A 26,431-nucleotide genomic window follows, 5' to 3' on the forward strand; every position below is an offset into this window, starting at 1 on the left:
CTCGGGTAACCGAACTCGAAGATGCCCGTGCCGATCTTCTGGTTGTAGGCCAGACCCTGACCACCGACGTTCGAGCCCAGCGTGCCGACGTCCTTGAGGCCGATCGACAGCTTCAGGCCGACGACCTGGTAGCCCGTGATGACCTTCGCGGTGAACGTCCGGCTGTAGTACTTGTACTCGAAGTGGCCCTGGTTGTTGGGGTGCCACCTGTTGCCCTGGGCCTGCGCGCTGGCGCTGGGGCTCGGGCTCGCGGACGCGGCGGCGGCGGCGGCCGGAGCCTGAACCTTCGTCCGCCAGTACAGGGTCTTCCCGTCCTTGCTGACGTAGGAGTCCCTCCAGGACTGGTACTCGTTCTTGGAGATCTCCTTGGGCGCGGACGCGTTGGTGCCCCAGGTCCAGGGACCGTTGCCCGTCAGGTTCTTGCCCTTGTTCCAGGCCTGGAAGTCGGCGACGCTGACCGCCGTGTCCTTGCCGAACCGCGAGAGCTTGTTGACCTCGACGACCTCGAGCTTGGAGTAGCCCGTGGTCTTGTCGGCCTGGAGCTTCCGCTTCGCCCGGTAGGCGTCCCACTTGTTGTGGTAGACGCGCGACGCGTACTTGCCACCGCTGGTGCCGTTCTCGGTGGGGATGACGCCGTTGTAGACCGTGACGAACGCGTAGTCGCGGTCGCCGTCCTCGTACACGCTGTAGTCGTAGTGCGTGTAAGCGGTCTTGCCGACGTAGATGCCCCAGGGGGTCTTGCCCTCGTAGTAGCCGGGGATGAAGACCCACTTGTCGAGGGTGGTCGCGTTGGACTTGGTGTCGTACACGCAGTGACCCGCGGTCGCCACCAGGTTCTTGTACTGGCCCTGGACCGAGGTGGCCGAGCACCAGTGCGGCTTGTCGTCGGCGCCGATGAAGAACACCTTGCCGGTGGTCTTCGGCAGGTTGACGTTCTTCAGGGTGCCGGTGGCAGCCTTCTGGTCACCGCTGGAGCCCACGACACCGGCCTTGGTGTCGGCGGACGCGCCACCGGTCGACACGTGCTTGGTGGGGACCGTGGTCTCCACCGTGTACGGGGTGGCGTTGATCAGGTTCGCCTTGGCCTGGCCGTACCAGAACGCCGCGACCTGCTGCGCCGCGAAGTTGGTGTTGGCCAGGTTCACAGCCGGAACCGAGTCGGCGTGAGCCGGGGCAGCGATCGCCGCGGAGGCCAGCAGGCCGGCCGCGACCCCGCCCAGAGCGAGAGTGCGCTTCATAACTTTCTCCTGGTCTGTCGTGAGGCGTCACTCGCGCCCCATCCGTCAGTGAGGAACGGGGAGAAAGCTATAGGACGAATTGGAGTGACGTAAGTCGAATTGGGTGGTTCGCGCATTGCCTCCAACTCCGGTGCTCACGGTCGTTCCTGAACGGAAGCTGAAAATGAGCTGATCACCGGCTGTGCGGGACGAGATCCGTGACACTGCGCACTGGATCGGTCACCCGACAATGTGACGTAAATCACAGGTTTGAGTGAAACCGGAAGACCGGCAGATTGCGTCGGAGTCTGCCCGTTCGCCTGGACCGTGGTCCGTGTAACCGCCCAGTGGGTGTGACTCGACGATCAAGAGGAAACGTGAAGGGGCAGGTTGATCGCCGATCACTGCGGTGTGAGCGTCTCGGGACCGCTGGGCGTCGCCTCGGCCCGGCTCCGGTTCCGCTGGGCCCGGACGGCGTCGCGACGTGGTGGCCGCGATGCGGCGAGAGCCTTCCTGAAGGGTTCCTGAGCCCTCCTGCAGGGGTTGTTACCAGGCGGTAAGCCAGCTGATCGGATGTCCGAAATTTCCCGAGCCCTTCGGAGTGGTCGAAGAGAGGCGTGCGGGAGTCGCCGCACCTTGTCTGGAATCACCGCATCGCTCGCACCGTGCGCTCTCGGCGCGGCTGGAAAGCGTTTCCGGGGCGGTGTCCATCGCGATTGTGGGAGATTTCTCTCGGGGGTTTCTGTGGTGATCGCTCGCCCGTCGCGGAGAGGGTGGGGCGACGAGCGTCGCGGGTCCTCGGCGGGGCGCCGACGGCAGAGGTTGGTGATGTTTCCCCAGGTAGATCGATAAGCCGTCTGGTTTCGGCCTACCTTGGACGGTTATCCTCGATGACTTCCCGCAGCTATGAGTCTCCGCGTGGGAGAAGAGGAGTGAGAACCCCCCGGATTTTCTTCCGTTCATGATGTGATCTCATTCAAGGCGCTGGCGAGTGGGCTCCGGGAAGGTTGGCGATACCGGCTCGTTGCTCGTTTTCCTGAGGTTCCTCGTCGCTTGTCGTCGGTTGATCTCTGCAATTGGATTTACCCTGTGGTCAGGGGTGATTGTTCTTGATCGGTGGAATTTCCCGTGACCTCGTCGCTCTTTGTTCGGGTGGTTTTCCCTGGGCTCTCTCGGCGGCGTCGGGAAGGGTGACCCTGACCCCGAGGAAGTGCGTTCCGTAATGCCGATGTGCGGAGTAAGCCCCGACACCGTGGCTCCGCGAACTCGACCGGCGATCGGCTGGCTCCACCACGGGCGCGCACTGGAAGCGTCGCGGTCGCGGCGGCGGCGTGCGGGTGGTTCGCCGCGACAGTCGCGGCGTGTTCCCGTACGCGGGGCCGAGGACGCCGCAGAGGACGGCACGGAGGACGGTACGGAGGACGGCACGGAACGGCGGTTCCACGGCCGTGGTGAGGTCGATGTCGATGTCGATGCCGCAGGACAGCCGGCCGGCGGCTTCCGGCCGGGCCGTCGCGACCATGCGAACAGGGCGCTGCCCGCTCTCGTCGCCGATGGGCGAGTGGCCGCCTTTGCTGGACAAAAGGAACTTGAGTGGGCAAAAGGAAAGGGCCCGGCTGCGGACAGCCGGGCCCTCCTGAACGTCAGGAGTCGGAGACTCAGACGATCTTGCCGGACCAGTTGGCCGCGGCGGTCTTGTAGACGGCCAGCGTCTCACCGTCGAAGTACGGCGAGATGCTGGTGTCGATGCGGCCGTTGCCGTCGGTGTCGGCGACACCGATGGTCACACCGTTGAGGTAGCCGAGCCGCTTCGCGTTGCTGTAGCGGTACAGCCAGGACGAGCCGATGGCGCCCTCGCCCGTGAAGGAGGACTTGACGCCCACGAGCTCCTCGCCCTTGACGGCCGCGGCGCTCGCCTTGAAGGTCTTGCCGTAGGCCCACTTCTGGGTCTTGCCGGTGAAGGCGTAGTTGCCGTCCGGGTGCGACCCGCTCGGGTAACCGAACATGAAGATCGAGGTGCCGATCTTCTGGTTGTAGGCCAGACCCTGACCACCGACGTTGGACCCGAGGGTGCCGACGTCCTTCAGCGTGATCTTCAGGGTGCCGTGCGACCGGTGGTCGTCGCGGCTCTGCGCCCAGAACGTCCGGGCGTAGTACTTGTACTTCGCCCCGTGGTCGGGCCTGCCCGTCGGCCTGTGGGTGGGAGTGGCGGTGACCGTCGCGGTCGCCGTGACGGTCGCGGTCGCCGTGACCGTGGCGGTCGCGGTGACGGTGGCCGTCGCGGTCGTCGTGACCGTGGCGGTCGGGTGCGGCGGCTTCGGCGGCTCCGGGTGCGTGGGGGGCGTCTGGGGCCCGGTGGGCGCCAGGCGGTTGTTCTCGCCGCTGGGCGCGGCCTTCGGCGTGAGCTGCTTGTCCTCGTGCCGCGGACCGCTGTGGTCGTCGTGGTCCCAGACCTTCTTGCGGAAGTAGAGGGTCTTCCCGTCACGGCTGACGTACGAGTCCGAGCGGCTGTGGTACTCGCGCTCGCTGATCTCGTGGGTCTGCGCGCCGGTGCCCTTGGCCCAGGGACCGTTGCCGGTGAGGTCCCTGCCCCGGTTCAGGGCCTGGAACTGCCGGACGGAGACGGGCCCCACGTGCGAGCCGTGCTCGTCGTGGCCACGCCCGTCACGGTACTTGCCGTGGTCGTCGCGCCCGTGGTGGTCGTTACGGCCGTGGTGGTCGTCGCGGCCGGGCCTGTCGTAACGCACGTCCGTGACCTGGACGCCGTTGTAGACCGTGACGAACGCGTAGTCGCGGTCGCCGTCCTCGTACACGCTGTAGTCGTAGTGCGTGTAAGCGGTCTTGCCGACGTAGATGCCCCAGGGGGTCTTGCCCTCGTAGTAGCCGGGGATGAAGACCCACTTGTCGAGGGTGGTCGCGTTGGACTTGGTGTCGTACACGCAGTGACCCGCGGTCGCCACCAGGTTCTTGTACTGCGACTGCACGGCGGTCGCCGAGCACCAGTGCGGCCTGTGGTCGGCGCCGATGAAGAACACCTTGCCGGTGGTCTTCGGCAGGTTCACGTTCTTCAGGCTGCCGCTGGCGGCCTTCTGGTCACCGCTCGACCCGACAACGCCGGCCTTGTCGTCGGCGGATGCGCCACCGGTCGACACGTGCTTGGCGGAGATCTTGGTCTCCACGCCGTACGGCGTGGCGTTGATCAGGTTGGCCCGCGCCTCACCGAACCAGAACGCGGCGATTTCCTTCGCCGCGAGGTTGGTCTTGGCGAGGTTGATGGACGGGATTTGGTCGGCGTGAGCCGGGGCAGCGATCGCCGCGGAGGCCAGCAGGCCGGCCGCGACCCCGCCGAGAGCGAGAGTGCGCTTCAACTGGATCTCCCTGGTCTGTCGTGGGGCGTCACTTGCGCCCCATGCGTCAGTGAAGGAACGGTGGGAAGTTATAACGAGAAACCCTCTGAAAACAGAAATTTCAGAGTTTCCCCTCCATGCCCGCAGGGTCTTCGTCTCGGTGTGGTAGCCGGCCACCGTGGCAGTTCGGGTCCCGTCTCTGCTGATCACAGACCCTGCACCCGGGCTCGGGCCGCGACCGGTGCTGGACCGATCCAACATAATCGTGTGACGAAAATCACATCTATATGGGCATATCTATGCCGGATGTGAATGAGTCAATAGCGGGTTGACGCGGCGTTCGAAGTGCCGTCGAAAGCGTCAAAAGCGACAAACAGCGAATATGGGCAGGTCTTAGCCCTGATAGGGGCGATTGTCGTTCGCAAATCCGGCCGAAGTCCGGCCGGTTTCCGCCTCCACGGCGACGCCATCGAGCCTCGGCTTCCCTGCCGCTCTGACCGGGGGTGACAACGGCTCGGCCGGATCAGTGGGCGGGCGCGTCGGAGGCGTCGAAGGGGATCAGAAGCCTGCGCAGCAGGGCGGCGAGGGCCTGCTGCTCGTGCTGTTCGAGGCCCGCGAGGAGTTCGCGTTCGCGGCGCAGCAGGTCGGCGAAGGCGGCGTCGACGCGGTGCATGCCGGCCGGGGTCAGCCGCACCAGCACGCCGCGCCGGTCCTCCGGATCCGGGCGCCGGATGACCAGTCCGGCGGCGGCCAGCCTGTCGATGCGGTTCGTCATCGTGCCGGAGGTCACCAGAGTGGCGCGCAGCAGCGCGCCCGGGCTGAGCTCGTACGGCTCCCCCGCGCGGCGCAGGGCCGTCAGCACGTCGAACTCCCACGACTCCATGTCGTGCGACGCGAAGGCCGCGCGGCGCTCGCGCTCCAGGTGCCGGCTCAACCGGGAGACCCGGCTCAGCACTTCGAGAGGCGTGACGTCCAGGTCCGGGCGCTCCTGTCTCCAGGCCGCGACCAGCCGGTCCACCTCGTCCTCGACGGGCCTCGAGAAGGTCATGGGCCGAGTCTAGCTTCTCTTGACATCGAGATATCTCCCGCGATATCGATTTATCTCGACGTCAAGATAATGGAGGTGCCGACATGAGCGCGGACATCTGGGATCCGGAGGTCTACGAGCGGTACGCGGCCGAGCGCGGCCGCCCCTTCCACGAGCTCGTGGCCCGGGTGGGCGCCAGGTCGCCCGAGTATGTCGTCGATCTCGGCTGCGGCACCGGGGAACTCACGGCGACCTTGTGTGGTCGATGGCCGGGCGCTCAGGTGCACGGCGTCGACTCCTCGCCCACGATGATCGCCAAGGCGCCGGCCGGGCCGACGTTCGAGGTGGCCGACGTCCGCGAGTGGCACCCGCCGCGGCCGGTCGACGTGATCGTCTCGAACGCGCTCCTGCAGTGGATCCCGGAACACCCCGACCTGCTGCGCCGGTGGAGGGGCCACCTGACCGAGGGCGGCTGGCTCGCCTTCCAGGTGCCCGGCAACTTCGACGCGCCGAGTCACGCCGTCGTGCGCGAGCTGTGCCGTACGACCTGGCGGGAGGAGCTGGGCGACGTGCCGCGGGGTGCGCCGGTCGGGGAGCCGACCGACTACGTGGACCTGCTCGCCGGTCTCGGCTTCACCGTGGACGCGTGGGAGACGACCTACGTCCACGTCCTGCCGGGGGAGGACGCCGTGCTGCACTGGATCAAGGGCACGGCCCTGCGGCCCATGCTCGACCGGCTGCCGCCCGAGCGCCACGCGGGCTTCCTCGCCGACTGCGCCCGGGCCCTGCGCGCCGCCTACCCGCCCAGGCCGTACGGCACGCCGTTCCCGTTCCGCCGGATCTTCGTGGCCGCGCACCTGTGAGGGTCTGCGTTCACCTTGGGGTGGCAGTATGACGCCAACCGGGACATTCGGGGGTAACGGTGGCGCTGGAGATCGAGGACAAGTTCGACGTTCCTGAGGGCTTCGCCCTGCCCGACCTGGGCGGTGTGCCGGGGTGTGAGGGGGTGTCCGAGCCGCTGTCCCACCGGCTGACCGCGGTCTATTTCGACACCTCCGATCTGCGGCTGGCGGCTCGGGGCGTCACCCTGCGCCGGCGGCGCGGCGGGGACGACGAGGGCTGGCATCTCAAGCTGCCCAAGGCCAAGGGCGCCCGTCAGGAGATCACCCGGCCGCTCACCCGCGGCGCCAAGGTGGTGCCCGCCGAGCTGGCGAGCCTCGTCCTCGCGTACACGCGGGGCGCCCCGCTCGCGCCGGTGGCCCAGCTGGAGACCCGCCGGGGAATCACCCGGCTGCTCGGTCCCGGCGGCACGGTGCTCGTGGAGATCGCGGACGACCGCGTGAAGGGCACGGTGCTCGGGGACGAGCCGGTGGTGCGGCGCTGGCGCGAGGTCGAGGCCGAGCTCAAGGAGGGTGATCGCGACCTCCTCAAAAAGGTGGCCAAGCGGCTGCGCAAGGCCGGCGCCGCTCCCGCGGACAGCGCGAGCAAACTCGCGCGCGTCCTCGGAGACCGCGTCCCCGCGCCGCAGCCGAGGACCCGGCCCGAGCCCGGTTCTGCCGGGGAGGTCGTCGTCGCCTACCTCCGCGCTCACGCCGACGCGCTGATCGCGCAGGACCCGCACGTGCGCCTGGCCGAGGAGGACGCCGTCCACAAGGCCAGAGTCGCCTGCCGCCGCCTGCGCAGCGCGCTCAAGGCGTTCAAGCGGATCGTCGCCGGCACCGAGGACCTTCAGGAGGAGCTCAGGTGGCTCGGCGAGGTGCTGGGCGAGGCCCGTGACCTGGAGGTCATCAGGGCGCGCTTCACCGCCCGGCTCGACGACCTCGATCCCCGCCTCGTCACCGCCGACGCGCGCCGCAGGCTGGGCGACGACCTGATGGCCAGGGAGCACGACGCGTACGAGCGCATCCGGCGCGCGCTGAGCGAGAGCCGTTACTTCGCGCTGCTCGACTCCCTCGACGCGCTGGCCGCCGACCCGCCGCTGACGGCCGCGGCGGCCAAGACTGAGGATAAGGCGCTGCCCAAGATCGTGGACAGGAACTGGCGGCGGGTGACCGACGCCTACGAGGCGGCGCGGCGCATCGAAGAGGGCGAGGAACGGGAGGCGGCCATGCACGACGTGCGCAAGGCGGCCAAGCGGGCCCGATACACGGCGGAGGCCGCCGGCATGTCCGGCGCGGCCGAGCGTGCCACGGAGGTGCAGGAGGTGCTGGGACGGCACCAGGACGGCGTGGTCGCCCAGGGCGTGCTGCTGGAGGAGGCGGAAAGGGCTCGGCAGGCGGGGGAGGACACCTTCACCTACGGAGTGCTCGCGGGCATCGAGAGCGCCGAGGCGGCCCGGGCCCAGGAGGAGTTCCCCGCCGTCTGGTCCCGCCTCTCCTGATCACGCGGGGGGTTAGGTGGTGTAGCGCTCAAGGCTTAGCACGTGCTCGGCCGCGTCGTCGTCCACGTCGTCCACGTTGTTGTCGACGGCGCCCGTGTGGTCCGCCGCCCGGTGGAGTACGGCGAAGCCGCCCTTGGCGAGGGTGCGGTCGGCCGTCCGCACGCCGCGCAGCGCCCCGCCCGCCATGCCCAGCAGCTCGGGCAGGATCTTGCCGTGGCTGCACAGCACCGCCGGCTCGGGCGCGGCCGACAGATCGCGCACCAGCCGCTCCGCCTCGCGCGGGTCGTAGCCGCTCTCCGACAGCGCCGTCTCCTCCCGCACCTCCAGCCCGTGCCGCTCGGCGTACGGCTTGAGCGTCTGCGTGCAGCGCCTGCTGTGCGAGCTGACCAGCACGGCCGGGCGGTAGGCCCCCAGCACCGTGGCCAGGACCTCGGCCTGGGCGCGGCCGCGCTCGTCCAGCGGGCGCAGGTCGTCGTCGCCCTTCCACTCCTGCCGGGAGCCAGCCAGCGCGTGCCGCAGCAGGATCAGCGGCGTGGTCGCGAAGGGAGCGGCGCCGGCGGCGCGCAGCAGGCCGCGGTCCCACGCGTAGGTGAGGCGCCGCCGTGCCTCCTCGATCGGCAGCCACGCCACCTCGTCGACCTCGTCGCCGTCGACCGCGACCTGGTCGTCGAGAGCGTGGGCGAGCCAGTAGTCCACCCGCTTGAGCCGGCCGCCGTGCATGTAGTGCACGGGCGGCAGCGCACGGCCGAGCACGACCCGCAGGCCGGTCTCCTCCCGCACCTCGCGCAGGGCTCCCGCGATCACGTGCTCGCCGCGCTTGAGCTTTCCCTTGGGGAGGCTCCAGTCGCCGTACGCCGGGCGGTGCACGAGAGCGACCTCCGGGTCGTCCTCGTTCCCGCGCCAGACGACCGCGCCGGCCGCCCTGATCATGCCCGTGGCCATACCTCTGACCCTGCCCTCGGCCGTCAGTCCGTCACGTCGTCCACGGTCCGCCAGCGCCTCCCCGCGATCAGGTGGTGCTGGAGATCGACCTCGCCCCGGTGACGCAGCCACTTGCCGTCGGAGTGCAGCGTCCAGGCGGTGGTGGTGTCGCGGAACGCCAGGTCGAGCAGGTCGGACAGATACCGGCGCTGCTGCGGGCTGGTGACCTTGACCAGCGCCTCGACCCGCCGGTCCAGGTTGCGGCGCATCAGGTCGGCGCTGCCGATCCAGATCTCCGATCGGCGCCCTCCGCCGAACTCGTACACCCGGGAGTGTTCGAGGAAACGGCCGAGCACGCTGCGTACGCGGATGTTCTCCGACAGGCCGGGAACGCCGGGGCGGAGGGTGCAGATGCCGCGAACCCACAGGTCCACCGGCACCCCCGCCTGCGAGGCGCGATACAGCGCGTCGATGATCGGCTCATCCACGATCGAATTGGTCTTGATCCGGATCCGGGCCTGGCGGCCCGCTTCGCGATGGACGATCTCCTGCTCGATCCGGGCGAGCAGGCCCTGGCGCAGCGAGTTGGGCGCGACCAGCAGCCGGCGATACTCGGACTGGCGGGAGTAGCCGGTCAGATGGATGAACAGGTCGGTGACGTCCTCGCCCACCTGCGGATCGGCGGTCAGCAGGCCGAAGTCCTCATATTGCCGGGCCGTCTTCGGGTTGTAGTTGCCGGTGCCGATGTGGCAGTAGCGCCGCAGCTCGCCGCCCGCCTCCTGGCGGACCACCATCGACAGCTTGCTGTGCGTCTTGAGGCCGAGCACGCCGTAGACCACGTGGCACCCGGCCGTCTCCAGCTTGCGCGCCCAGGAGATGTTCGCGTGCTCGTCGAACCTCGCCTTGATCTCCACCACGACCACGACCTGCTTGCCCGCCTCGGCCGCGTCGATCAGCGCGTCCACGATGGGCGAGTCGCCGCTGGTGCGATAGAGGGTCTGCTTGATCGCCAGCACGTCCGGATCGGCCGCCGCCTCCTCCACGAACCGCTGCACGCTCGTGGCGAACGAGTCGTACGGGTGGTGGATGAGGATGTCGCGCTCGCGCAGAACGGTGAACAGGTCGTCCTCGGCGCTGATCGCCTCCGCCGGGACGAACGGCCGGTAGTGGAGCTCCGGGCGGTCGAGGTCGGCGATGGCGTGCAGCCCCGTTAAGTCGAGCGGCCCGGGCAGGCGGTAGATCTCGTTGTCGGACACTCCGAGCTCGTCCACGAGCAGTTCCAGCACCTGGGGGGTGATGGTGTCCTCGACCTCCAGCCGCACCGGCGGCCCGAAGCGGCGGCGCAGCAGCTCGCGTTCCAGCGCCTTCATGAGGTTCTCGGTGACGTCCTCGTCGACCTCCAGGTCCTCGTTCCTGGTCACCCGGAACACGTGGTGCTGCACGATCTGCATGCCCTTGAACAGCTCGCCCAGGTGGGCCGCGATCACATCCTCAAGCGGGACGAACCGGTTGGGCGAGGCGGTCACGAACCGGGGGAGCTGCGAGGGGACCTTCACCCGCGCGAACACCGTGTGGCCGTCCTCCGGGTTCCGCACGGTCACGGCCAGGTTCAGCGAAAGACCCGAGATGTACGGGAACGGGTGGGCCGGATCAACGGCCAGCGGCGTCAGGACCGGCCGGATCCGCTCACGGAAGAGCTTGCGCAGCGCCGTCCGCTCGTCCCTCGCGAGGTCGTCCCAGCGGACTATCGCGATGCCCTGCTCGGCGAGCTCCGGGCAGATGCGATCGTGGAAGATCGCCGCGTGCCTGCGCGCGAGCTCGTCGGCGACGGTCGCGATGCGCGACAGCGCCTCGCTCGGCTTCAGCCCTCCCGTCGTCCGCAGGAGCAAGCCGGTGGCCATCCGCCGTTTGAGCCCGGCCACCCGCACACGGAAGAACTCGTCCAGGTTGCTCGCGAAGATGGCGAGGAACCTGAGCCGTTCGAGCAGCGGCACCGAGGAGTCCTCCGCCAGCTCCAGGACGCGCTCGTTGAACAGGAGCCAGCTCTCCTCCCGATTGAGGAAGCGCTCGTTGGGCAGCGGGGCGTGCGCGGGGAGGTCGGCCTCTTCGGGCTCATGGGCAGGGGAGCTTTGGGCGGACATATAACGAAATATGCCCCAAGTCGTTGAACAGAACGTTAACTTAACCGCAACGAAAGCGTCAGACCGGCTCCGCGAGCCGCGTTGTCCCTGATCCCCGCGCCTCCGGCACGCCCCGGCACGCCCCGGCGCTGCCGTCCGGCGACCGCCCGCGCGCACCCTGGACGCTTTAGGCGCGCACCCTGGATGCCTTGTGCACGCACCCTGGACGCCTTCCGCGTGCTCGGGGCCGCGCCTCCCGCGCTCCTGATCCCCCGCGCACGCCCCACGTGTTGCCGGCGCGCCGCCCGGCGACCGCCCCGCGGGCCGCCGGCGGGAGGGTCAGATCTCCCCGTGCTGCTGCTGGCGGTCGAGTCCCTTGGTCCGCTCGCGCTGCAGGCGTTCCAGTTCCTTGGCCCGCTCGCGCTGCTGGCGTTCGACTTCCTTCGCGCGTTCGCGCTGCTCGCGCTCCTGCGCCTTCTCCTGCTCACGGCGGAGCTTCTCCTGCTCCTTCATCTGCCGTTCGAGCTCCTTGGCCCGTTCGCGCTGCTCGCGTTCCTTGGCCTTCTCCAGATCGCGCTGCTGGCGTTCGAGCTGCTTGGCGCGTTCGCGCTGCTCGCGCTCGCGCGTCTTCTCCTGCTCGCGGCGGAGCTTCTCCTGCTCCTTCGACTCGCGCTCGCCGGGTCTCGCCGTACGGGTCTCCACGGCGGGGGACAGGACCAGGCCGCGCGTCGCGGCGGTGAGCATGGGATTGGAATCGAGGCCGGTCAGGCCGTTCCAGGACAGGTTCACCAGGTGGGCGGCGACCTCCTCGCGGCGCGGCTTGCGCACCTCCAGCCACCACTGTCCGGTGAGGGCGGTCATCCCCACGAGCATCTGGGCGTACATCGGCGCGAGCTTGGGGTCGTAGCCGCGCTCCTTGAACTCGTCGGCCAGCACGTCCTCCACCTGGCTGGCGATGTCGCTGATCAGGCTGGCGAAGGTGCCCGTGCCCGAGGCGGCGTGGGAGTCGCGGACCAGGATGCGGAAGCCCTCGCTGCTCTCCTCGATGTACTGGAGGAGGGCGAGGGCGGCCCGCTCCAGCTTGATGCGGGCATGAGAGGCCGACAGGGCCTGGGTGACCAGGCTGAGCAGGCGCTGCATCTCCCGGTCGATGACGACGGCGTAGATGCCCTCCTTGCCGCCGAAGTGCTCGTACACCACGGGCTTGGACACCTTGGCGCTGGCCGCGATCTCCTCGACCGAGGTGCCGTCGAAGCCCTTGTCCGCGAACAGGGCACGACCGACCTGGATCAGCTGCTCGCGCCGTTCCGCGCCGGTCATGCGTCTTCGGGATCGAGAGGACTCGCTCACGGGTTCCATCATGGCGGGTGTGGCGGCCCGGACCCGGTTCGGGCCGGTTCGCCTCTGCTTGGCGGAAGTAGCCGGACGCGCCGGTACGACCACCGCGGAGGCGGGGGCCGTACGAGTGCCGCGTCTGGCCGGTGCCGGGAGGGCGGGTGTGGCGCGCGCTTCCGGAGAAGAGGGCACCGCTGCTGCGGGGGACGTCGGTTTGTGGGACGTCGGCGTGAGAGACGTCGATGTGTGGGACGTCGGCGTTAGGGACGTCGGTGTGAGGGACAGGGCCGCCGCGTTCCGCGGAGCGGCCCTGCCGTCAGCGCTGACTGAATCGTCAGGCAATTCGCTTCGCCGCCAGCCGCTCGGGGGTCGGCCAGCGCACGTCGTAGGCCCATCCGGCCTTCTCGAACCAGCGGATCATACCCGCGCTGAGGTCGATCTGGCCCTTCAGGGCGCCGTGCCGGGCGCAGGTGGGGTCGGAGTGGTGCAGGTTGTGCCACGACTCGCCGAACGACGGGATGGCCAGCCACCACACGTTGCGGGACTTGTCGCGCGACTCGAACACCTCCTCGCCGAACACGTGGCAGATGGAGTTGATCGACCAGGTCACGTGGTGCAGCAGCCCGATCCGGATCAGCGTGCCCCAGAAGAACGCGGTCAGCGCGCCCTGCCACGACCAGGTGATGAGGCCGCCCAGGACCGGCGGGAGCAGCAGGGAGGTGATCGCCAGCGTCGGGAACCACCGGTGCAGCTTCATGATGTCCGGGTCCTTGAGCAGGTCCGGGGCGTACTTGGCGCGGTTGACGCGCTCGACCTCGAAGAGCCAGCCCACGTGGGCGTACAGCAGGCCCTTGCACATCGACTTGAAGCCTGGCCCGAACCGCCACGGCGAGTGGGGGTCGCCCTCCTTGTCGGAGAACTTGTGGTGCTTGCGGTGGGCGGCCACCCAGTCCAGCACGGACATCTCCAGCGACAGGCTGCCGGCGATCCCGAGGGCGATCTTCAGACGCCGGTTGGCCTTGAACGAGCCGTGTGTGAAATAGCGGTGGAACCCGACCGTGACCCCCAAGCCGGACACGACGTAGAAGACGCCGGCGATCGCGACGTCCGTCCAGCCCAGGCCCCATCCCCAGAGCAAGGGCACCGCGGCGATGACTGCGAGGATCGGAAGGCCGACGACGAGCGCGAAGACGACCAGATCGGCTTTGCTCTTGCCTTCCGGTTCGAACTCCGGCTTCGGCTGTGGTGAGGGACGTTCGGTCAGGACGGTCATGGGCTACCTCACGAGATGGGGAAGAATGTCTGGCTACGGAACCGTAACCTACGCCATCGTAGGTTAGGAATCCCTAAGAGCGAATGTGTGGAAGGTGACGGTCCGGGCCGCATCTGGTGGCGAATCCACGCCTTGCACCAACGGTCGGCCATCTGGTAATGCCTCGTGCTCGCTTCCGGCCGCGTCGCCGATGCCGCGGCGTCGACGGCGATCTGCCCGGAATGTCCTCTAGGTAACATCCCCGGCCGCCGTGCTTCGCGCGTGCGCGAGTCCGCTGGCGCGGGGCGGGACGGGGGGGGGGGGGGGCGTGGCCTGCTCGTCGCGGGACGTCCTGGCGTTCTTGCGCCTGCTGTGACGATTTCCTCGCGCCGGATTTTGGGGGCGCGCGCCGGGGGGACGGCTCTGTATCCTGAGTGCGGATTCCGGGGCTGTCGGAATCCGGCAAAACGGCACTTTGCGCCCATCCCGGGTCGTCTAGGGGCAAGACTACAGATTTTGGTTCTGTCAACGGAGGTTCGAATCCTCCCCCGGGAGCCTGTTCATCAGGCCGTCAGAGCCCCAGGGGGGCTGGTTCCCTCCTGGGGTACGGCAGGTAAGCTCACCTTGTCGAGCGGGTGACCGTGCGGTTCCTGGGTAGTGGACGCGTGGGAAGCCGCCCTCGATTCGTACAGTCACGATCCGTGTAGTGAGCCGCGACGCCGAGGGAGCCTCAATCCGTGAGTGTGCCGCGCCCGGCAGCCGTGATCGTCCTCGCCGCGGGCGAGGGCACCCGGATGAAATCGAAGAACCCCAAAGTCCTCCACGAGGTCTGCGGCCGAGCGCTCGTCGACCACATGCTGGCCGCCGCGCGCGGCCTGTCGCCCGAGCGGCTGATCGTGGTCATCGGGCATGCGCGTGAGCTGGTCGCCGCCCATCTCACGACGAGCGCCGCGGACGCCCGCACGGTCGTCCAGGAGAAGCAGAACGGCACCGGCCACGCCGTGCGCACCGCGCTCGAAGCCGAGGGCCCGTTCGACGGCACCGTCCTGGTGACGTACGGCGACACGCCGTTGCTGCGCACCGAGACCCTGGCGGCCCTGCTGGAACGGCATGCCGCGGACGGCAACGCCGTCACGGTGCTGACCGCCGTCGTCCCCGACCCGACCGGCTACGGCCGGATCGTGCGCGACGAGGACGGCGCGGTGCTGGAGATCGTCGAGGAGAAGGACGCGACCCCCGAGCAGCGCGCGATCGCCGAGATGAACTCCGGCGTGTACGCCTTCGACGGCGCGTTGCTGGCCGAGGGCCTGAAGCGCATCGGCGCCGCCAACGCCCAGGGCGAGGAGTACCTGACCGACGTGCTGGCCATCCTCCGCGAGGACGGCCACCGGGTGGGCGCGCACGTGGCGGGCGACCACGCCGAGGTCGAGGGCGTCAACGACCGCGTCCAGCTCGCCTTCGTGCGGCGCGTGCTCAACGACCGCATCCTCCAGGCGCACATGCGCGCCGGGGTGACCGTTGTCGATCCGGCCAGCACGTGGGTCGACGCCGGGGTCGAGATGGAGCCCGACGCCGTGATCCACCCCGGCACCCAGCTCAAGGGCGCCACGAGGATCGGGGCGGGAGCCGAGGTCGGGCCGGGCAGCACGCTGACCGACACGGTCGTCGGCGAGGAGGCCGTCGTGCGCAACACCGTCTCCGACGGCGCGGAGATCGGCCCCGGCGCCGTCGTGGGCCCCTTCTCCTACCTGCGCCCCGGCACCGTGCTCGGCCCCAAGGGCAAGATCGGCGCGTTCGTCGAGACCAAGAACGCGCGGATCGGCGAGGGCTCCAAGATCCCGCACCTGACGTACGTCGGCGACGCGACGATCGGGGTCGGCTCGAACATCGGCGCCGCCTGCGTCTTCGTCAACTACGACGGTGTCGCCAAGCACCACACGGTCGTGGGCGACCACGTGCGCGTGGGCAGCGACAACATGCTCGTCGCACCGGTCACCATCGGCGACGGCGCCTATACGGCCGCCGGCTCGGTGATCACGTCCGACGTGCCGCCCGGGGCGATGGCGGTCGCCCGCGGCAAACAGCGCAACATCGAGGGCTGGGTGGAGCGCCGCCGCGCCGGCACCCGGTCCGCGGAGGCCGCCCGGCGGGCGAGCGAAGCCCGCGAGGAGGCCGCGGCGAACGGCGGGAACCCCGCCGATGACTAGTGCCGACGGCTGGTGCCGGTAACCAGTGCTGGTAACCAGTGCCGGTGACCAGGGCCGGCGATGAGGACCACCTGCGGCCCGCTTCCCCGCGGGCCGTACGGGGACAGGAAAGAGTACGAGGCGCGGTCTCACCGCGTAGCGCCGAAGGGCCAGGCCAGGAGGACACCGTGACCGACCACATCGACCGGGTGAAGGGGTTCGAGGGCCCCGGGCGACGCGGGGGGACGGCGTTACGGCCGGCTCGGCCCCAGCACCATGCCCGGTACGGCGAACAGGCTCGACACGCGAGGAGCGCGGCATGAGCGGCAAGAAGACGACCGGTGAGCGGAACCTGATGTTCTTCTCCGGCAGGTCCCACCCCGAGCTGGCCGACGAGGTCGCGAACGCCCTCGGCGTCGAGATCACGCCGACGGCGCTGCGTGACTTCGCCAACGGCGAGATCTACGTGCGCTACCTGGAGTCCGTGCGCGGCTGCGACGCCTTCGTCATGCAGAGCCACACCGCGCCGATCAATCAGTGGATCATGGAGCAGTTGATCATGGTGGACGCGCTCAAGCGGGCCTCCGCCAAACGGGTCACCGTGATCATGCCGTTCTACGGCTACAGCCGGCAGGACAAGAAGGGCCGCGGCCGCGAGCCGATCACCGCCAGGCTGATGGCCGACCTGTTCAAGCAGGCCGGCGCCGACCGCATGATGTCCATCGACCTGCACACCTCGCAGATCCAGGGCTTCTTCGACGGTCCGGTGGACCACCTGTTCGCCCTGCCGGTTCTGATCAACTATCTGCGCGGCAAGCTCGACCCGGCGACCACCACGATCGTCTCTCCCGACACCGGCCGCGTACGGCTGGCCGAGCGCTGGTCCGACACCCTGGGCACGCCGGTGGCGTTCATCCACAAGCGGCGCGACCTCGACGTGGCCAACCAGGTGAAGGTGCACGAGGTGGTCGGCAAGGTGCGCGGCAGGACCTGCGTGCTGATCGACGACATGATCGACACGGGCGGCTCGATCTGCAAGGCGGCCGACGCGCTGTACGAGCACGGCGCGACCGATGTCATCGTGGCCGCCACGCACGCCATCTTCTCCGACCCGGCCGTGGACCGGCTCAAGAACTCCCGCATCTCCGAGGTGGTCGTGACCAACACGCTGCCCATCCCGGAGGAGAAGAGGTTCGACAGCCTCACGGTCCTGTCGATCGCCCCGCTGATCGCCCGGGCCATCGAGCAGGTCTTCACCGACGGCTCGGTCACCAGCCTCTTCGAAGGCGACAGCTGAGCGGTGCGGGCCCCCGTCCCGGTCGGCCGGCCGGGACGGGGGCCCGCACCCTTCAGCAGAGGATCTTCTCTTCAGTAGAGCGCCTTCATCGCCTCCCGCACCTCCTTGAGGGTGTCGTCGGCGATGGCGTTGGCCCACTCGTTGCCGTCGCGAAGCACCCGGCGGATGTGGGCGCGATCCAGGGCCAGCTCGGCGCGCCGCGCCCGGATGGGCGCGAAGTAGTCGTTGACCGCGTCGGTGACGACGGCCTTCAGCGCGGCCGCTCCTCGGCCGCCGATCTCTCCGGCCACCTCGTGCGGGTCGCGGTCCAGGCACAGCGCGGCCAGGAGGACGAGGCTGGAGACCTCGGGCCGGGCCACCGGGTCGTACGTGATGTGGCGGTCCGCGTCGGTCTTGGCGCCGCGGATCATCCGCGCGGTCTCGTCGGCGGTCGCGGCCAGGGCGATGGCATTGCCCCGGCTCTTGCTCATCTTGCCTCCGTCGGTGCCGAGCAGCAGCGGGGCCGCGGACAGCAGCGCCTCCGGCTCGGGGAACACCGGACCGTAGCGGCTGTTGAAGCGGCGCGCGACGGTGCGGGCGACCTCCAGGTGAGGCAGCTGGTCCTGGCCGACCGGCACGAGGCCGGCCTTGCAGAACAGGATGTCGGCGGCCTGGTGGACCGGATAGGTGAACATCAGCCCGCTCACCGCCGACTGGGTCGAATGGGCGATCTCGTCCTTGACCGTGGGGTTGCGCCCCAGCTCCGCGACGGAGACCAGGCTGAGGAACGGCAGCAGCAGCTGGTTCAGCGCGGGGACCGCACTGTGCGTGAAAACCGTGGCCCGGTCCGGGTCGACGCCCACGGCCAGGTAGTCGAGCACCAGGTCCTCCACGTGCTCGGCCAGCCGGTCGGCGACGTCGCGGTCGGTCAGGACCTGGTAGTCCGCGACGAGCACCATCATGTCCACGCCCAGGTTCTGGAGGCGGACGCGGTTGTGCAGGGTGCCGAAGTAGTGCCCCAGGTGCAGCCGGCCGGTCGGGCGGTCCCCGGTCAGCGCGCGGAACCGTCCCGGCCGCTCATGGATCTGTCTCTCCAGCTCGGCGCTGCGGAGCCGGGCGGCCGGCACACCGAGCTCGTCGTCGTCCGGAACGGCGTCGAGAATCGTGGTCATGGTTTCTCCCTTGGCAGATGGTCCGCCGTCCCGACGGCGACCCCTCGTCCAGGGAGCACGAAAAAGGGCCGTCCATCCGAACGGCCCGGTCGTACGCGTGTGAGATGGCCGCTCCTACGTGGAGCGCCACCAGCCCTGACACAACGTACGAATCACGCGGCCAGTGTAACGGCCGGCCGCGGACCGGGGGAGCCCCCGCCGCGACGCGGGAAGTGTTCATTGCGCGCCCCCGGCACGACACTGACGGCGTGACTCCGGCACGACACTCACGGCGTGACTCCGGCACGACACTCACGGCGTGACTCCGGCACGACACACGGTAGGGTGGTGGGGTTGCGCTCGTAACGCCTTCCGCTAGGGCGGGTGAGGGGGAGCGCGCCAATCCGATCGAATCATCCCTAGGAGATGTGCCGTGTCCGAAGTACGCATCGCCGCCGAGCTTCGCAACGAGTTCGGCAAGGGCGCCGCCCGCAAGATCCGCCGGGCGAACAAGGTCCCCGCCGTCCTCTACGGCCACGGCACCGACACCAAGCACCTGACCCTCCCCGGCCACGAACTGCTGCTCGCGCTGCGCACGCCCAACGTGCTCATCCGCCTGCAGGGCGAGGGCGTCGACGAGATCGCGCTGCCCAAGGGCGTCCAGCGTGACCCGATCAAGGGCTTCCTGGAGCACGTCGACCTGCTGCTGGTCAAGCGCGGCGAGACGGTCACCGTCGAGATCCCGGTCACCGTCACCGGCGACCCGATCGGCAGCGCCATCGTCGAGCAGCAGCTCGTCACGATCTCGGTCGAGACCGAGGCGACCCACATCCCGACCGGCGTCGAGGTCGACGTGGACGGCAAGGACGCCGGCTTCACGGTGCACGCGAGCGACCTGAACCTGCCGACCGGCACCACGCTGGCGGGCGACCCCGAGGCCCTGGTGCTGCAGGTGATCGGCGCCCCCGTCGCCGAGCTGCCCGAGGGCGAGGCCGCCGAGGGTGAGGCCGCCGCCGAGTAGGACCCCGTTCGTGAGAGAGTCCTCCACAGAATGCCTGTGGAGGACTCTTCCATGTGAGCCGTCGGCGGGGTCGGCGGCGGAGCAGGCGACGGGAAAGACAGCGGAGGAGACAGCGATGTCCGACACGTCCGCGCAGCGGTGGCTGGTGACAGGCCTGGGCAACCCCGGGCCGGAGTACGCCGGAAACCGGCACAACGCGGGCTTCATGGTGCTCGACGAGCTGGCGGCCCGGGTGGGCGGCCGGTTCAAGGCGCACAGGTCGCGGGCCGAGGTGGTCGAGGGCCGTCTGGCCGCGCTCCCGGTCGTGCTCGCCAAGCCGCTGTCGTTCATGAACCTGTCGGGCGGCCCGGTCAAGGCGCTGGCCGACTTCTACAAGGTCACCCCCGACCGGGTGATCGTGATCCACGACGAGCTGGACATCCCGTACGGCGCGCTGCGCGCGAAGATCGGCGGCGGGGACAACGGCCACAACGGCCTGAAGTCGATCACGAAGTCGCTCGGCACGCGCGACTACCCCCGGATCAGGTTCGGCATCGGCCGCCCGCCGGGCCGCATGGACCCGGCGACGTTCGTGCTGCGCGACTTCGCCACGGCCGAGCGCAAGGACCTGCCGTTCCTCGTGGACCGGGCGGCCGACATGGTGGAGTCGCTGATGACCGCCGGTCTCGACGCGACGCAGAACCGCTTCCACGCCGCCGACCTCAATCCGGCGAAGCCGCCCCGCTGAGATCCGGCGAAGCCGCCCCGCTGGGACCGGGCGCGACCGCCCCGCCGGCGTCGCCGGCCTCACGGTGCGCCGAGCCCGGCCACTCCATGAGGTTCTGCAGCAGCTCCGCCTGCTCGATGGCGTCGTCGAGCGCGTTGTGGGTGTGGGGGCGCCGCGACCGCACCTCGCGCGGCATCTGGCGCTTGGTCGCCCAGGCCACCGGCACCACGGCCTTGGCGGCGTACAGCGTCTTGATGTCGATGCACCGGGAGTGGCCGAAGGGCGACTCCCCGGTGAAGCGGAGGAAGTACCAGTACATCCACATCCAGTCGTACGACAGCGGGAAGGCCGCGAGCACCGGTAGGTCGTCGCCGCACACCTCGCGCACCCAGGCCGCCGCCTCGGTCATCGCCTCGGCCGGGTCGCGTCCCTCCCGCAGCAGCGTCGCCCGGTCGAGGCCGCTCACCGCCAGCGCCTCCGGCACGTGGTCGTCGCTGATCGGCCGTAACTCGGCGTAGAACGTCCGAGACTCCGGGTCGGTCCGCTCGAACCGCCGACCGGTCATCCGGCCGGCCACGGTCATGCCGAAGCTCACCATCGAGTACGGCCCTGGAATGGGGCCGTCCGCCTCGACATCGACCGATATGTACGTTTCGGCTTTCAACCAATCTCCCTGAGACGCCGGGGTGAGGCCGCTAGCATTCCATCACCGTCGGTAGTGGCAGGATTGCGGGGGGCGACAGTGCTGGACGGCGATACGGCCGCGCTCGCCGTCGGCATGTCCCGGGACTCGCCGGCCCATCCGATGCCGAGGCCGCCCGCGTGGGCCGTCCGATATCGGCTCGCCGCGGCCGTCTGCGACATCGTGGGCGCCCTTCTCGCTGGGGTCACCGCCGTGGTGATCCGGTTCGGCGAGGTTACTCCGTACGTGGTGCCCTATGTCATGGCGAGCGCCGTGCTGCCCGCCGGCTGGGCGGTGATCCTGGTCCTGAGCCGGGCGTACGAGCCGCGCCTGGTCGGCGTGGGAGCCGAGGAGTTCCGCCGGGTCGCGCGGGCCGGCTTCACGCTGATCGCGGGGGTCGCGATCGCGGCGTACGCGTCGAAGACCGAGATCGCCCGGGGCTACGTGCTGATCGCGCTGCCGCTCACCACCGTGCTCACCCTCGCGGCGAGGTACGGCCTGCGGCAGCGGCTGCACCGCAGGCGCGCCAGGGGCGAGGGGTGCATGCGCAGAGTCGTGGCGGTGGGCCACCGCGCGGCGATCGCCGAACTGGTGGGCACCTTCCGCAGGGAGCGCTACCACGGGATGGAGGTGGTGGCCGCCTGCGTCCCGACCGGCGCCGCCGGACGGATCGCGGACGTGCCGGTGCTGGGCGACTTCACCGACGTGCCGCTGGTTGTGGAACAGGTCCGGGCGGACACGGTGGCGGTGCTGGCCTGCCCGGAGCTGGACGGCACGGCGCTGCGGAGGCTGGCCTGGCGGCTGGAGCGGACGCGCACCGACCTTGTGGTGGCGCCCGCGCTGATGGAGGTGGCCGGCCCGCGGATCGCGATCCGCCCCGTCGCCGGGCTCCCGCTGCTGCACGTGGAGCATCCCGAGCTGGCGGGAGGGCGCCGGCTGGTCAAGGGCGTGTTCGACCGGCTGGTCGCCGCCGCGGCGCTGATCGTGCTCGCCCCGCTGCTGGGCGCCGTGGCCGTGGCCGTGCGGGTGACCAGCCCGGGGCCCGCCCTGTTCCGCCAGCGGCGGGTCGGCAGGGATGGCGCGGAGTTCACGATCCTGAAGTTCCGCACGATGCGGCGGGACGCGGAGGCCCGCAAGGTCGAGCTGGTCAGCGACGCCGACGGCGTGCTGTTCAAGGTGCGGAGGGACCCGAGGGTCACGCCGCTCGGCGCCGCGCTGCGGCGTTACTCCGTCGACGAGCTGCCGCAGCTCATCAACGTGCTGCGGGGCGACATGTCGCTCGTCGGGCCGCGGCCGCCGCTGCCCGAGGAGGTCGCGCGGTACGGCGACGACGTACGCCGCAGGCTCGTGGTCCGGCCCGGGTTGACCGGGCTGTGGCAGGTCAACGGCCGGTCCGACCTCTCCTGGGAGGAATCGGTACGGTTGGACCTGCGTTATGTCGAGAACTGGTCTCTCATGCTGGATCTGCAGATCCTATGGAAGACGTGGTCTGCGGTCGCACGCGGGGCGGGAGCGTACTGAGAAATGACGATGCGGGACGACCACACCCTTGCCGGCGAGCTGGCGACGGAGGCGGGGGAGCGGCTCCTTGAGCTGCGCGCCCGCCTCGGGTTCGAGGACGGCCGGGCCCTGAAGGACGCCGGAGACCGCGCGTCCCACGAGTTCCTCATGGACGCGCTGAGGCGGCTGCGGCCGGACGACGCCGTGCTGTCGGAGGAGGCGACCCGCGAGGAGCGGATGGACCCCCGGCGGCTGTCGGCCGAGCGCGTCTGGATCGTCGATCCTCTCGACGGCACCCGTGAGTTCTCCGAGCAGGGCCGCGCCGACTGGGCCGTCCATGTGGCGCTGTGGCAGCGCGGCGCCCTCACGGCCGGAGCGGTCGCCCTGCCCGCCCAAAGCCGTACGCTCACGACGGCGTCGCCGCCCGAGCTGCCGGAGAAGGTGCGCGAGCCGTTCCGCATCGCGGTCAGCCGCACCCGGCCGCCCGAGTTCGTCCGCGAGCTGGCCGCCCGTCTCGGCGGGGAACTCGTCCCCATCGGCTCGGCCGGCGCCAAGATCGCCGCGGTCCTCACCGGAGAGGTCGAGGCGTACGTGCACGCCGGGGGGCAGTACGAGTGGGACTCGGCCGCGCCGGTCGCGGTGGCGGTCGCGGCGGGGGCACACGCGAGCAGGATCGACGGCTCACCGCTGACCTATAACCAGGGGGACCCGTGGTTGCCGGATATCCTGGTCTCCCTACCGGATCTGGCGCCAACGTTGCTCGCCGGAATCCGTGACCTGCATCGCCAGACTCCGTGAAGGAAGTCCCTATGCTTCAGCGTGACTACACCACGTCACAGCTCGACGTGCTCGAGGCCGAGGCGATCCACATCATGCGTGAGGTCGCGGCCGAGTTCGAGCGCCCCTGTCTGCTCTTCTCCGGCGGCAAGGACTCCATCGTCATGCTGCGGGTCGCCGAGAAGGCCTTCTGGCCCGCGCCGATCCCCTTCCCCCTGATGCACGTCGACACCGGGCACAACTTCCCGGAGGTCATCGAGTTCCGCGACCGGCGCGTCGCCGAGCTGGGCGCACGCCTGGTGGTCGCGTCGGTCCAGGCGTCGATCGACGCCGGGCGGGTGGTCGAGCAGACCGGACGGCGGGCCTCCCGCAACCGGTTGCAGACCACGACGCTGCTGGACGCGATCGAGGAGCACGAGTTCGACGCGGTGTTCGGTGGAGCCAGGCGCGACGAGGAGAAGGCCCGGGCGAAGGAGCGGGTGTTCTCCTTCCGCGACGAGTTCGGCCAGTGGGACCCGAAGAACCAGCGCCCCGAGCTGTGGAACCTCTACAACACGAAGATCAGCAGGGGTGAGCACATCCGCGTGTTCCCGCTGTCCAACTGGACCGAGCTGGACGTGTGGCACTACATCCGGCGCGAGGGCATCGAGATCCCGTCGATCTACTTCTCCCACACCCGGACGGTCTTCGAGCGTGACGGCATGCTGCTGTCCGACTCCGAGGTGGTCCAGCGGGGCGAGGACGAGCCCCCGTTCGAGGCCGTCGTCCGCTACCGCACGGTCGGCGACATGACCTGCACCGGCGCGGTCGCCTCGACCGCCACCACGATCGACCAGATCATCGACGAGATCTCCGCCACCCGGATCACCGAGCGCGGCGCGACCCGCGCCGACGACCGGGCCTCCGAGGCCGCCATGGAAGATCGCAAGAAGGAAGGCTACTTCTGATGGACATCCTTCGTTTCGCGACGGCGGGCAGCGTCGACGACGGCAAGTCGACGCTGATCGGGCGGCTGTTGTTCGACTCCAAGGCGATCTTCGAGGACCAGCTCGAAGCGGTCGAGCGCACCTCCCGCGATCGGGGCACGGAGTACACCGACCTGTCGCTGCTCACCGACGGACTGCGGGCCGAGCGCGAGCAGGGCATCACGATCGACGTGGCCTACCGCTACTTCGCCACGCCCAAGCGGAAGTTCATCATCGCCGACACCCCCGGGCACATCCAGTACACCCGGAACATGGTCACCGGCGCCTCCACGGCCGACCTCGCGATCATCCTGATCGACGCGCGGAAGGGCGTGCTGGAGCAGTCGCGGCGGCACGCCTTCCTGACCACGCTGCTGCGGGTGCCGCACCTGGTCCTGGCGGTCAACAAGATGGACCTCGTCGACTACTCCGAGGCCCGGTTCGAGGAGATCCGAGAGGAGTTCACCGCGTTCGCCAGCAAGCTGAACGCGAGCGACCTCACGTTCATCCCGATCTCGGCGCTGCACGGCGACAACGTGGTCTCCCGCTCGGAGAACATGCCCTGGTATGAGGGCTCCTCGCTGCTGCACCACCTGGAGAACGTGCACATCGCCTCCGACCGCAACCTGGTCGACGTGCGTTTCCCCGTGCAGTACGTCATCCGCCCGCACAGCGCGACCAGCCAGGAGCTGCACGACTACCGGGGATACGCCGGGCAGGTCGCGGGCGGCGTGCTCAAGCCGGGTGACGAGGTGCTGCACCTGCCGTCCGGCCTGACCACGACGATCACCGGGATCGACACCTTCGAGGGCCCGGTGGAGGAGGCGTTCGCGCCGATGTCGGTCACGCTGCGGCTGGCCGACGACATCGACATCTCCCGGGGCGACATGATCTGCCGGCCGAACAACCAGCCGGAGGCCGCCCAGGAGATCGACGCGATGATCTGCTGGATGGCCGACGGCCTGAAGCTCCAGCCGCGCTCCAAGCTGATCATCAAGCACACCACCCGTACGGCCCGGGCCCTCGTGCGGGACCTGCACTACCGGCTCGACGTCAACACCCTGCACCGGGACGAGTCGGCCGCCGCTCTCGGCCTGAACGAGATCGGCCGGGTGTCGCTGCGGACGACCCAGCCGTTGTTCGTGGACGACTACGCCCGCAACCGCCTCACCGGCGGCTTCATCCTGATCGACGAGGCCACCAACGGCACCGTCGGCGCGGGGATGATCGTCGACGCGCGCTGACCGGCGCTCGCCGAGAGCCCGATAAGGACCTGCGGGGACGGGCACGGGACAGTGATCCGAGTGCCCGCCCTCAGGCCCCCGGGGAGACCGCCGGCGGAACCTACGGGGCGGCGAGCTTCTCCAGGGGCCGGCCGGGGTCGGCCAGCGCCTGGGGAGTGACGGGTGTCCCGGTGCGGATCAACGTCTTGATCGGCTCGACGACGTCCCAGACGTTGACGTTCATGCCGGCCAGGACGCGATCGCCGCTGAGCCAGAAGGCGATGAACTCCCGCGCCGCGACGTCGCCCCGGAAGACGACCTGGTCGTAGCCGCCGGGCTCGGCGTGGCCGACGTACTCCATGCCGAGGTCGTACTGGTCGGTGTAGAAGTAGGGCAGCTCCTCGTAGGCCGCCTCCCGGCCCAGCATGGTTGCGGCGGCGACCTTGGGCTGTTTGAGCGCGTTGGCCCAGTGTTCGACCCGTACGCGCGTGCCCAGCAGCGGGTGATGGGCATTGGCGACGTCCCCGGCGGCGACGATGTCCGGGTCGTCGGTTCGCAGGGCCGCGTCCACCACGACGCCGTTGTCCACGGTCAGCCCGGCGCGCACGGCGAGCCCCACCTCGGGCTCGGCGCCGACGCCGACGAGGACGGCGTCGGCGGCGATCTCGTCGCCGTCGCCCAGGCGTACGCCCGAGGGCGTGATCTCGCTGACGGCGACCCCGAGCCGGAGATCGACGCCGTGGTCGCGGTGCAGGCCGGCGAAGACCCGGGCGACCTCGGGCCCGAGCACGCGCAGCAGGGGCAGCGGCGCCGCCTCCAGCACCGTGACCGCGACGCCGGCCTGCCGGGCCGCCGCGGTGACCTCCAGCCCGATCCAGCCGGCCCCGATCACCGCCAGCCGGGACACGCTCCCCAGGACGTCCTTGAGCGACTCGCAGTCCTCGATCCGGCGCAGGTAGCGCACGTGGGGCGCGTCCGCGCCGGGGATCGGCGGCGTTCGCGGGCGGGCCCCGGTGGCCAGCAGCAGTTTGTCGTATTCGATCGCACCGCCGTCGGTCAGCTCGACGCGGTGCGCGCCGCGGTCGAGGCCGCTCGCGGCCGTGCCGAGTCGCAGCTCGACGTCGTGGTCGGCGTACCAGCCTTCCGGGTGGACGAAGACGGCGGACCGGTCGGTCGTGCCCATCAGGTAGCCCTTGGACAGCGGGGGCCGCTCATAGGGGCGGTGCGGCTCGGCGCCGATCAGCGTGATCCGCCCGTCGAATCCCTGCTCGCGCAGGGCCTCGGCGGCTTTCGCACCGGCCAGACCGGCTCCGACGATCACGAACCTCTGTGGTGTCACGGCGAT

The 26,431-nt window shown here is 69.8% G+C and carries 20 protein-coding genes and 1 tRNA gene; 11 read left to right on the top strand and 10 right to left on the bottom strand.

The features are described from left to right. The 3 genes from ACIBK1_RS29085 to ACIBK1_RS29095 form a co-directional block, all read right to left on the bottom strand. On the bottom strand, positions 1–1,238 hold a 1,238-nt coding region (locus ACIBK1_RS29085; protein WP_396738889.1), incomplete at its 3' end, for a trypsin-like serine peptidase. Between the two features lie 1,637 nt (positions 1,239–2,875). After that, the gene (locus ACIBK1_RS29090; protein ID WP_396738891.1) at positions 2,876–4,585 is read right to left on the bottom strand and encodes a trypsin-like serine peptidase; all 1,710 of its coding nucleotides are present in this window, start codon (positions 4,583–4,585) and stop codon (positions 2,876–2,878) included. Between the two features lie 502 nt (positions 4,586–5,087). After that, complete coding sequence (locus tag ACIBK1_RS29095) at positions 5,088–5,612, bottom strand: MarR family winged helix-turn-helix transcriptional regulator (RefSeq protein ID WP_030507654.1); 525 nt, start codon at positions 5,610–5,612, stop codon at positions 5,088–5,090. Positions 5,613–5,695: 83 nt separating this feature from the next. On the opposite strand from ACIBK1_RS29095, the gene ACIBK1_RS29100 reads away from it, so the two are divergent. Both ACIBK1_RS29100 and ACIBK1_RS29105 read left to right on the top strand, forming a co-directional pair. Next, a complete protein-coding gene (locus ACIBK1_RS29100; RefSeq protein WP_231513852.1) occupies positions 5,696–6,454 on the top strand; it encodes a trans-aconitate 2-methyltransferase in 759 nt (252 codons plus the stop codon). Between the two features lie 59 nt (positions 6,455–6,513). Further along, a complete protein-coding gene (locus ACIBK1_RS29105) occupies positions 6,514–7,971 on the top strand; it encodes a CYTH and CHAD domain-containing protein (RefSeq protein ID WP_396738893.1) in 1,458 nt (485 codons plus the stop codon). 12 nt (positions 7,972–7,983) lie between these two features. Here ACIBK1_RS29105 and ACIBK1_RS29110 read toward each other — a convergent pair whose 3' ends face one another. The 4 genes from ACIBK1_RS29110 to ACIBK1_RS29125 form a co-directional block, all read right to left on the bottom strand. Further along, positions 7,984–8,913 carry an NUDIX hydrolase gene (locus tag ACIBK1_RS29110; protein WP_396738895.1) on the bottom strand — a complete coding sequence of 310 codons (930 nt, stop codon included), beginning with the start codon at positions 8,911–8,913 and terminating at the stop codon, positions 7,984–7,986. A gap of 23 nt (positions 8,914–8,936) precedes the next feature. Continuing rightward, positions 8,937–11,033 (bottom strand): RNA degradosome polyphosphate kinase, encoded by a 2,097-nt coding sequence (locus ACIBK1_RS29115; RefSeq protein ID WP_030507650.1) that lies wholly within the window; start codon positions 11,031–11,033, stop codon positions 8,937–8,939. 318 nt (positions 11,034–11,351) lie between these two features. After that, positions 11,352–12,371, bottom strand: coding sequence for a TetR/AcrR family transcriptional regulator (locus tag ACIBK1_RS29120; RefSeq protein WP_081903483.1), 1,020 nt, complete (start codon positions 12,369–12,371; stop codon positions 11,352–11,354). 310 nt (positions 12,372–12,681) lie between these two features. Continuing rightward, positions 12,682–13,620, bottom strand: coding sequence for an acyl-CoA desaturase (locus ACIBK1_RS29125; RefSeq protein WP_030507648.1), 939 nt, complete (start codon positions 13,618–13,620; stop codon positions 12,682–12,684). A gap of 463 nt (positions 13,621–14,083) precedes the next feature. On the opposite strand from ACIBK1_RS29125, the gene ACIBK1_RS29130 reads away from it, so the two are divergent. The 3 genes from ACIBK1_RS29130 (at position 14,084) to ACIBK1_RS29140 (ending at position 17,082) form a co-directional block, all read left to right on the top strand. Continuing rightward, positions 14,084–14,154, top strand: a tRNA-Gln gene (locus ACIBK1_RS29130). A gap of 182 nt (positions 14,155–14,336) precedes the next feature. After that, positions 14,337–15,806 carry a bifunctional UDP-N-acetylglucosamine diphosphorylase/glucosamine-1-phosphate N-acetyltransferase GlmU gene (glmU, locus tag ACIBK1_RS29135; protein ID WP_396738898.1) on the top strand — a complete coding sequence of 490 codons (1,470 nt, stop codon included), beginning with the start codon at positions 14,337–14,339 and terminating at the stop codon, positions 15,804–15,806. 298 nt (positions 15,807–16,104) lie between these two features. Continuing rightward, on the top strand, positions 16,105–17,082 hold the full coding sequence (locus tag ACIBK1_RS29140; protein WP_030507646.1) for a ribose-phosphate diphosphokinase: 978 nt from the start codon (positions 16,105–16,107) through the stop codon (positions 17,080–17,082). Positions 17,083–17,153: 71 nt separating this feature from the next. Here ACIBK1_RS29140 and trpS read toward each other — a convergent pair whose 3' ends face one another. Further along, on the bottom strand, positions 17,154–18,233 hold the full coding sequence (trpS, locus tag ACIBK1_RS29145) for a tryptophan--tRNA ligase (RefSeq protein ID WP_396738900.1): 1,080 nt from the start codon (positions 18,231–18,233) through the stop codon (positions 17,154–17,156). 412 nt (positions 18,234–18,645) lie between these two features. Here trpS and ACIBK1_RS29150 point away from each other — a divergent pair, with 412 nt between their 5' ends. Further along, positions 18,646–19,233 carry a 50S ribosomal protein L25/general stress protein Ctc gene (locus tag ACIBK1_RS29150; RefSeq protein WP_030507644.1) on the top strand — a complete coding sequence of 196 codons (588 nt, stop codon included), beginning with the start codon at positions 18,646–18,648 and terminating at the stop codon, positions 19,231–19,233. Positions 19,234–19,348: 115 nt separating this feature from the next. Next, a complete protein-coding gene (gene pth / locus ACIBK1_RS29155; protein WP_396738902.1) occupies positions 19,349–19,960 on the top strand; it encodes an aminoacyl-tRNA hydrolase in 612 nt (203 codons plus the stop codon). On the opposite strand, the gene ACIBK1_RS29160 is transcribed toward pth, so the two are convergent. Further along, the gene (locus tag ACIBK1_RS29160; protein ID WP_396738904.1) at positions 19,935–20,603 is read right to left on the bottom strand and encodes an exonuclease; all 669 of its coding nucleotides are present in this window, start codon (positions 20,601–20,603) and stop codon (positions 19,935–19,937) included. The genes pth and ACIBK1_RS29160 overlap by 26 nt on opposite strands. Positions 20,604–20,717: 114 nt before the next feature. Here ACIBK1_RS29160 and ACIBK1_RS29165 point away from each other — a divergent pair, with 114 nt between their 5' ends. Genes ACIBK1_RS29165 through cysN form a run of 4 tightly spaced genes read left to right on the top strand, consistent with a single transcriptional unit; the run spans position 20,718 to position 25,107 of the window. Then, positions 20,718–22,142, top strand: coding sequence for a sugar transferase (locus tag ACIBK1_RS29165; protein ID WP_030507641.1), 1,425 nt, complete (start codon positions 20,718–20,720; stop codon positions 22,140–22,142). Positions 22,143–22,145: 3 nt separating this feature from the next. Next, the gene (locus ACIBK1_RS29170; protein ID WP_396738906.1) at positions 22,146–22,919 is read left to right on the top strand and encodes a 3'(2'),5'-bisphosphate nucleotidase CysQ; all 774 of its coding nucleotides are present in this window, start codon (positions 22,146–22,148) and stop codon (positions 22,917–22,919) included. An 11-nt stretch (positions 22,920–22,930) separates the two neighbouring features. Further along, positions 22,931–23,845: a sulfate adenylyltransferase subunit CysD gene (gene cysD / locus ACIBK1_RS29175; protein WP_030507639.1), complete on the top strand. Its 915-nt coding sequence runs from the start codon at positions 22,931–22,933 to the stop codon at positions 23,843–23,845. Beyond that, a complete protein-coding gene (cysN, locus tag ACIBK1_RS29180) occupies positions 23,845–25,107 on the top strand; it encodes a sulfate adenylyltransferase subunit CysN (protein WP_030507638.1) in 1,263 nt (420 codons plus the stop codon). The genes cysD and cysN overlap by 1 nt, the downstream gene beginning before the upstream one ends. Before the next feature lie 100 nt (positions 25,108–25,207). On the opposite strand, the gene ACIBK1_RS29185 is transcribed toward cysN, so the two are convergent. Continuing rightward, positions 25,208–26,425: an NAD(P)/FAD-dependent oxidoreductase gene (locus ACIBK1_RS29185; protein WP_030507637.1), complete on the bottom strand. Its 1,218-nt coding sequence runs from the start codon at positions 26,423–26,425 to the stop codon at positions 25,208–25,210. Positions 26,426–26,431: the final 6 nt, after the last annotated feature.

This window comes from Microbispora rosea, from assembly GCF_044460045.1.
Lineage (GTDB): Bacteria > Actinomycetota > Actinomycetes > Streptosporangiales > Streptosporangiaceae > Microbispora > Microbispora rosea.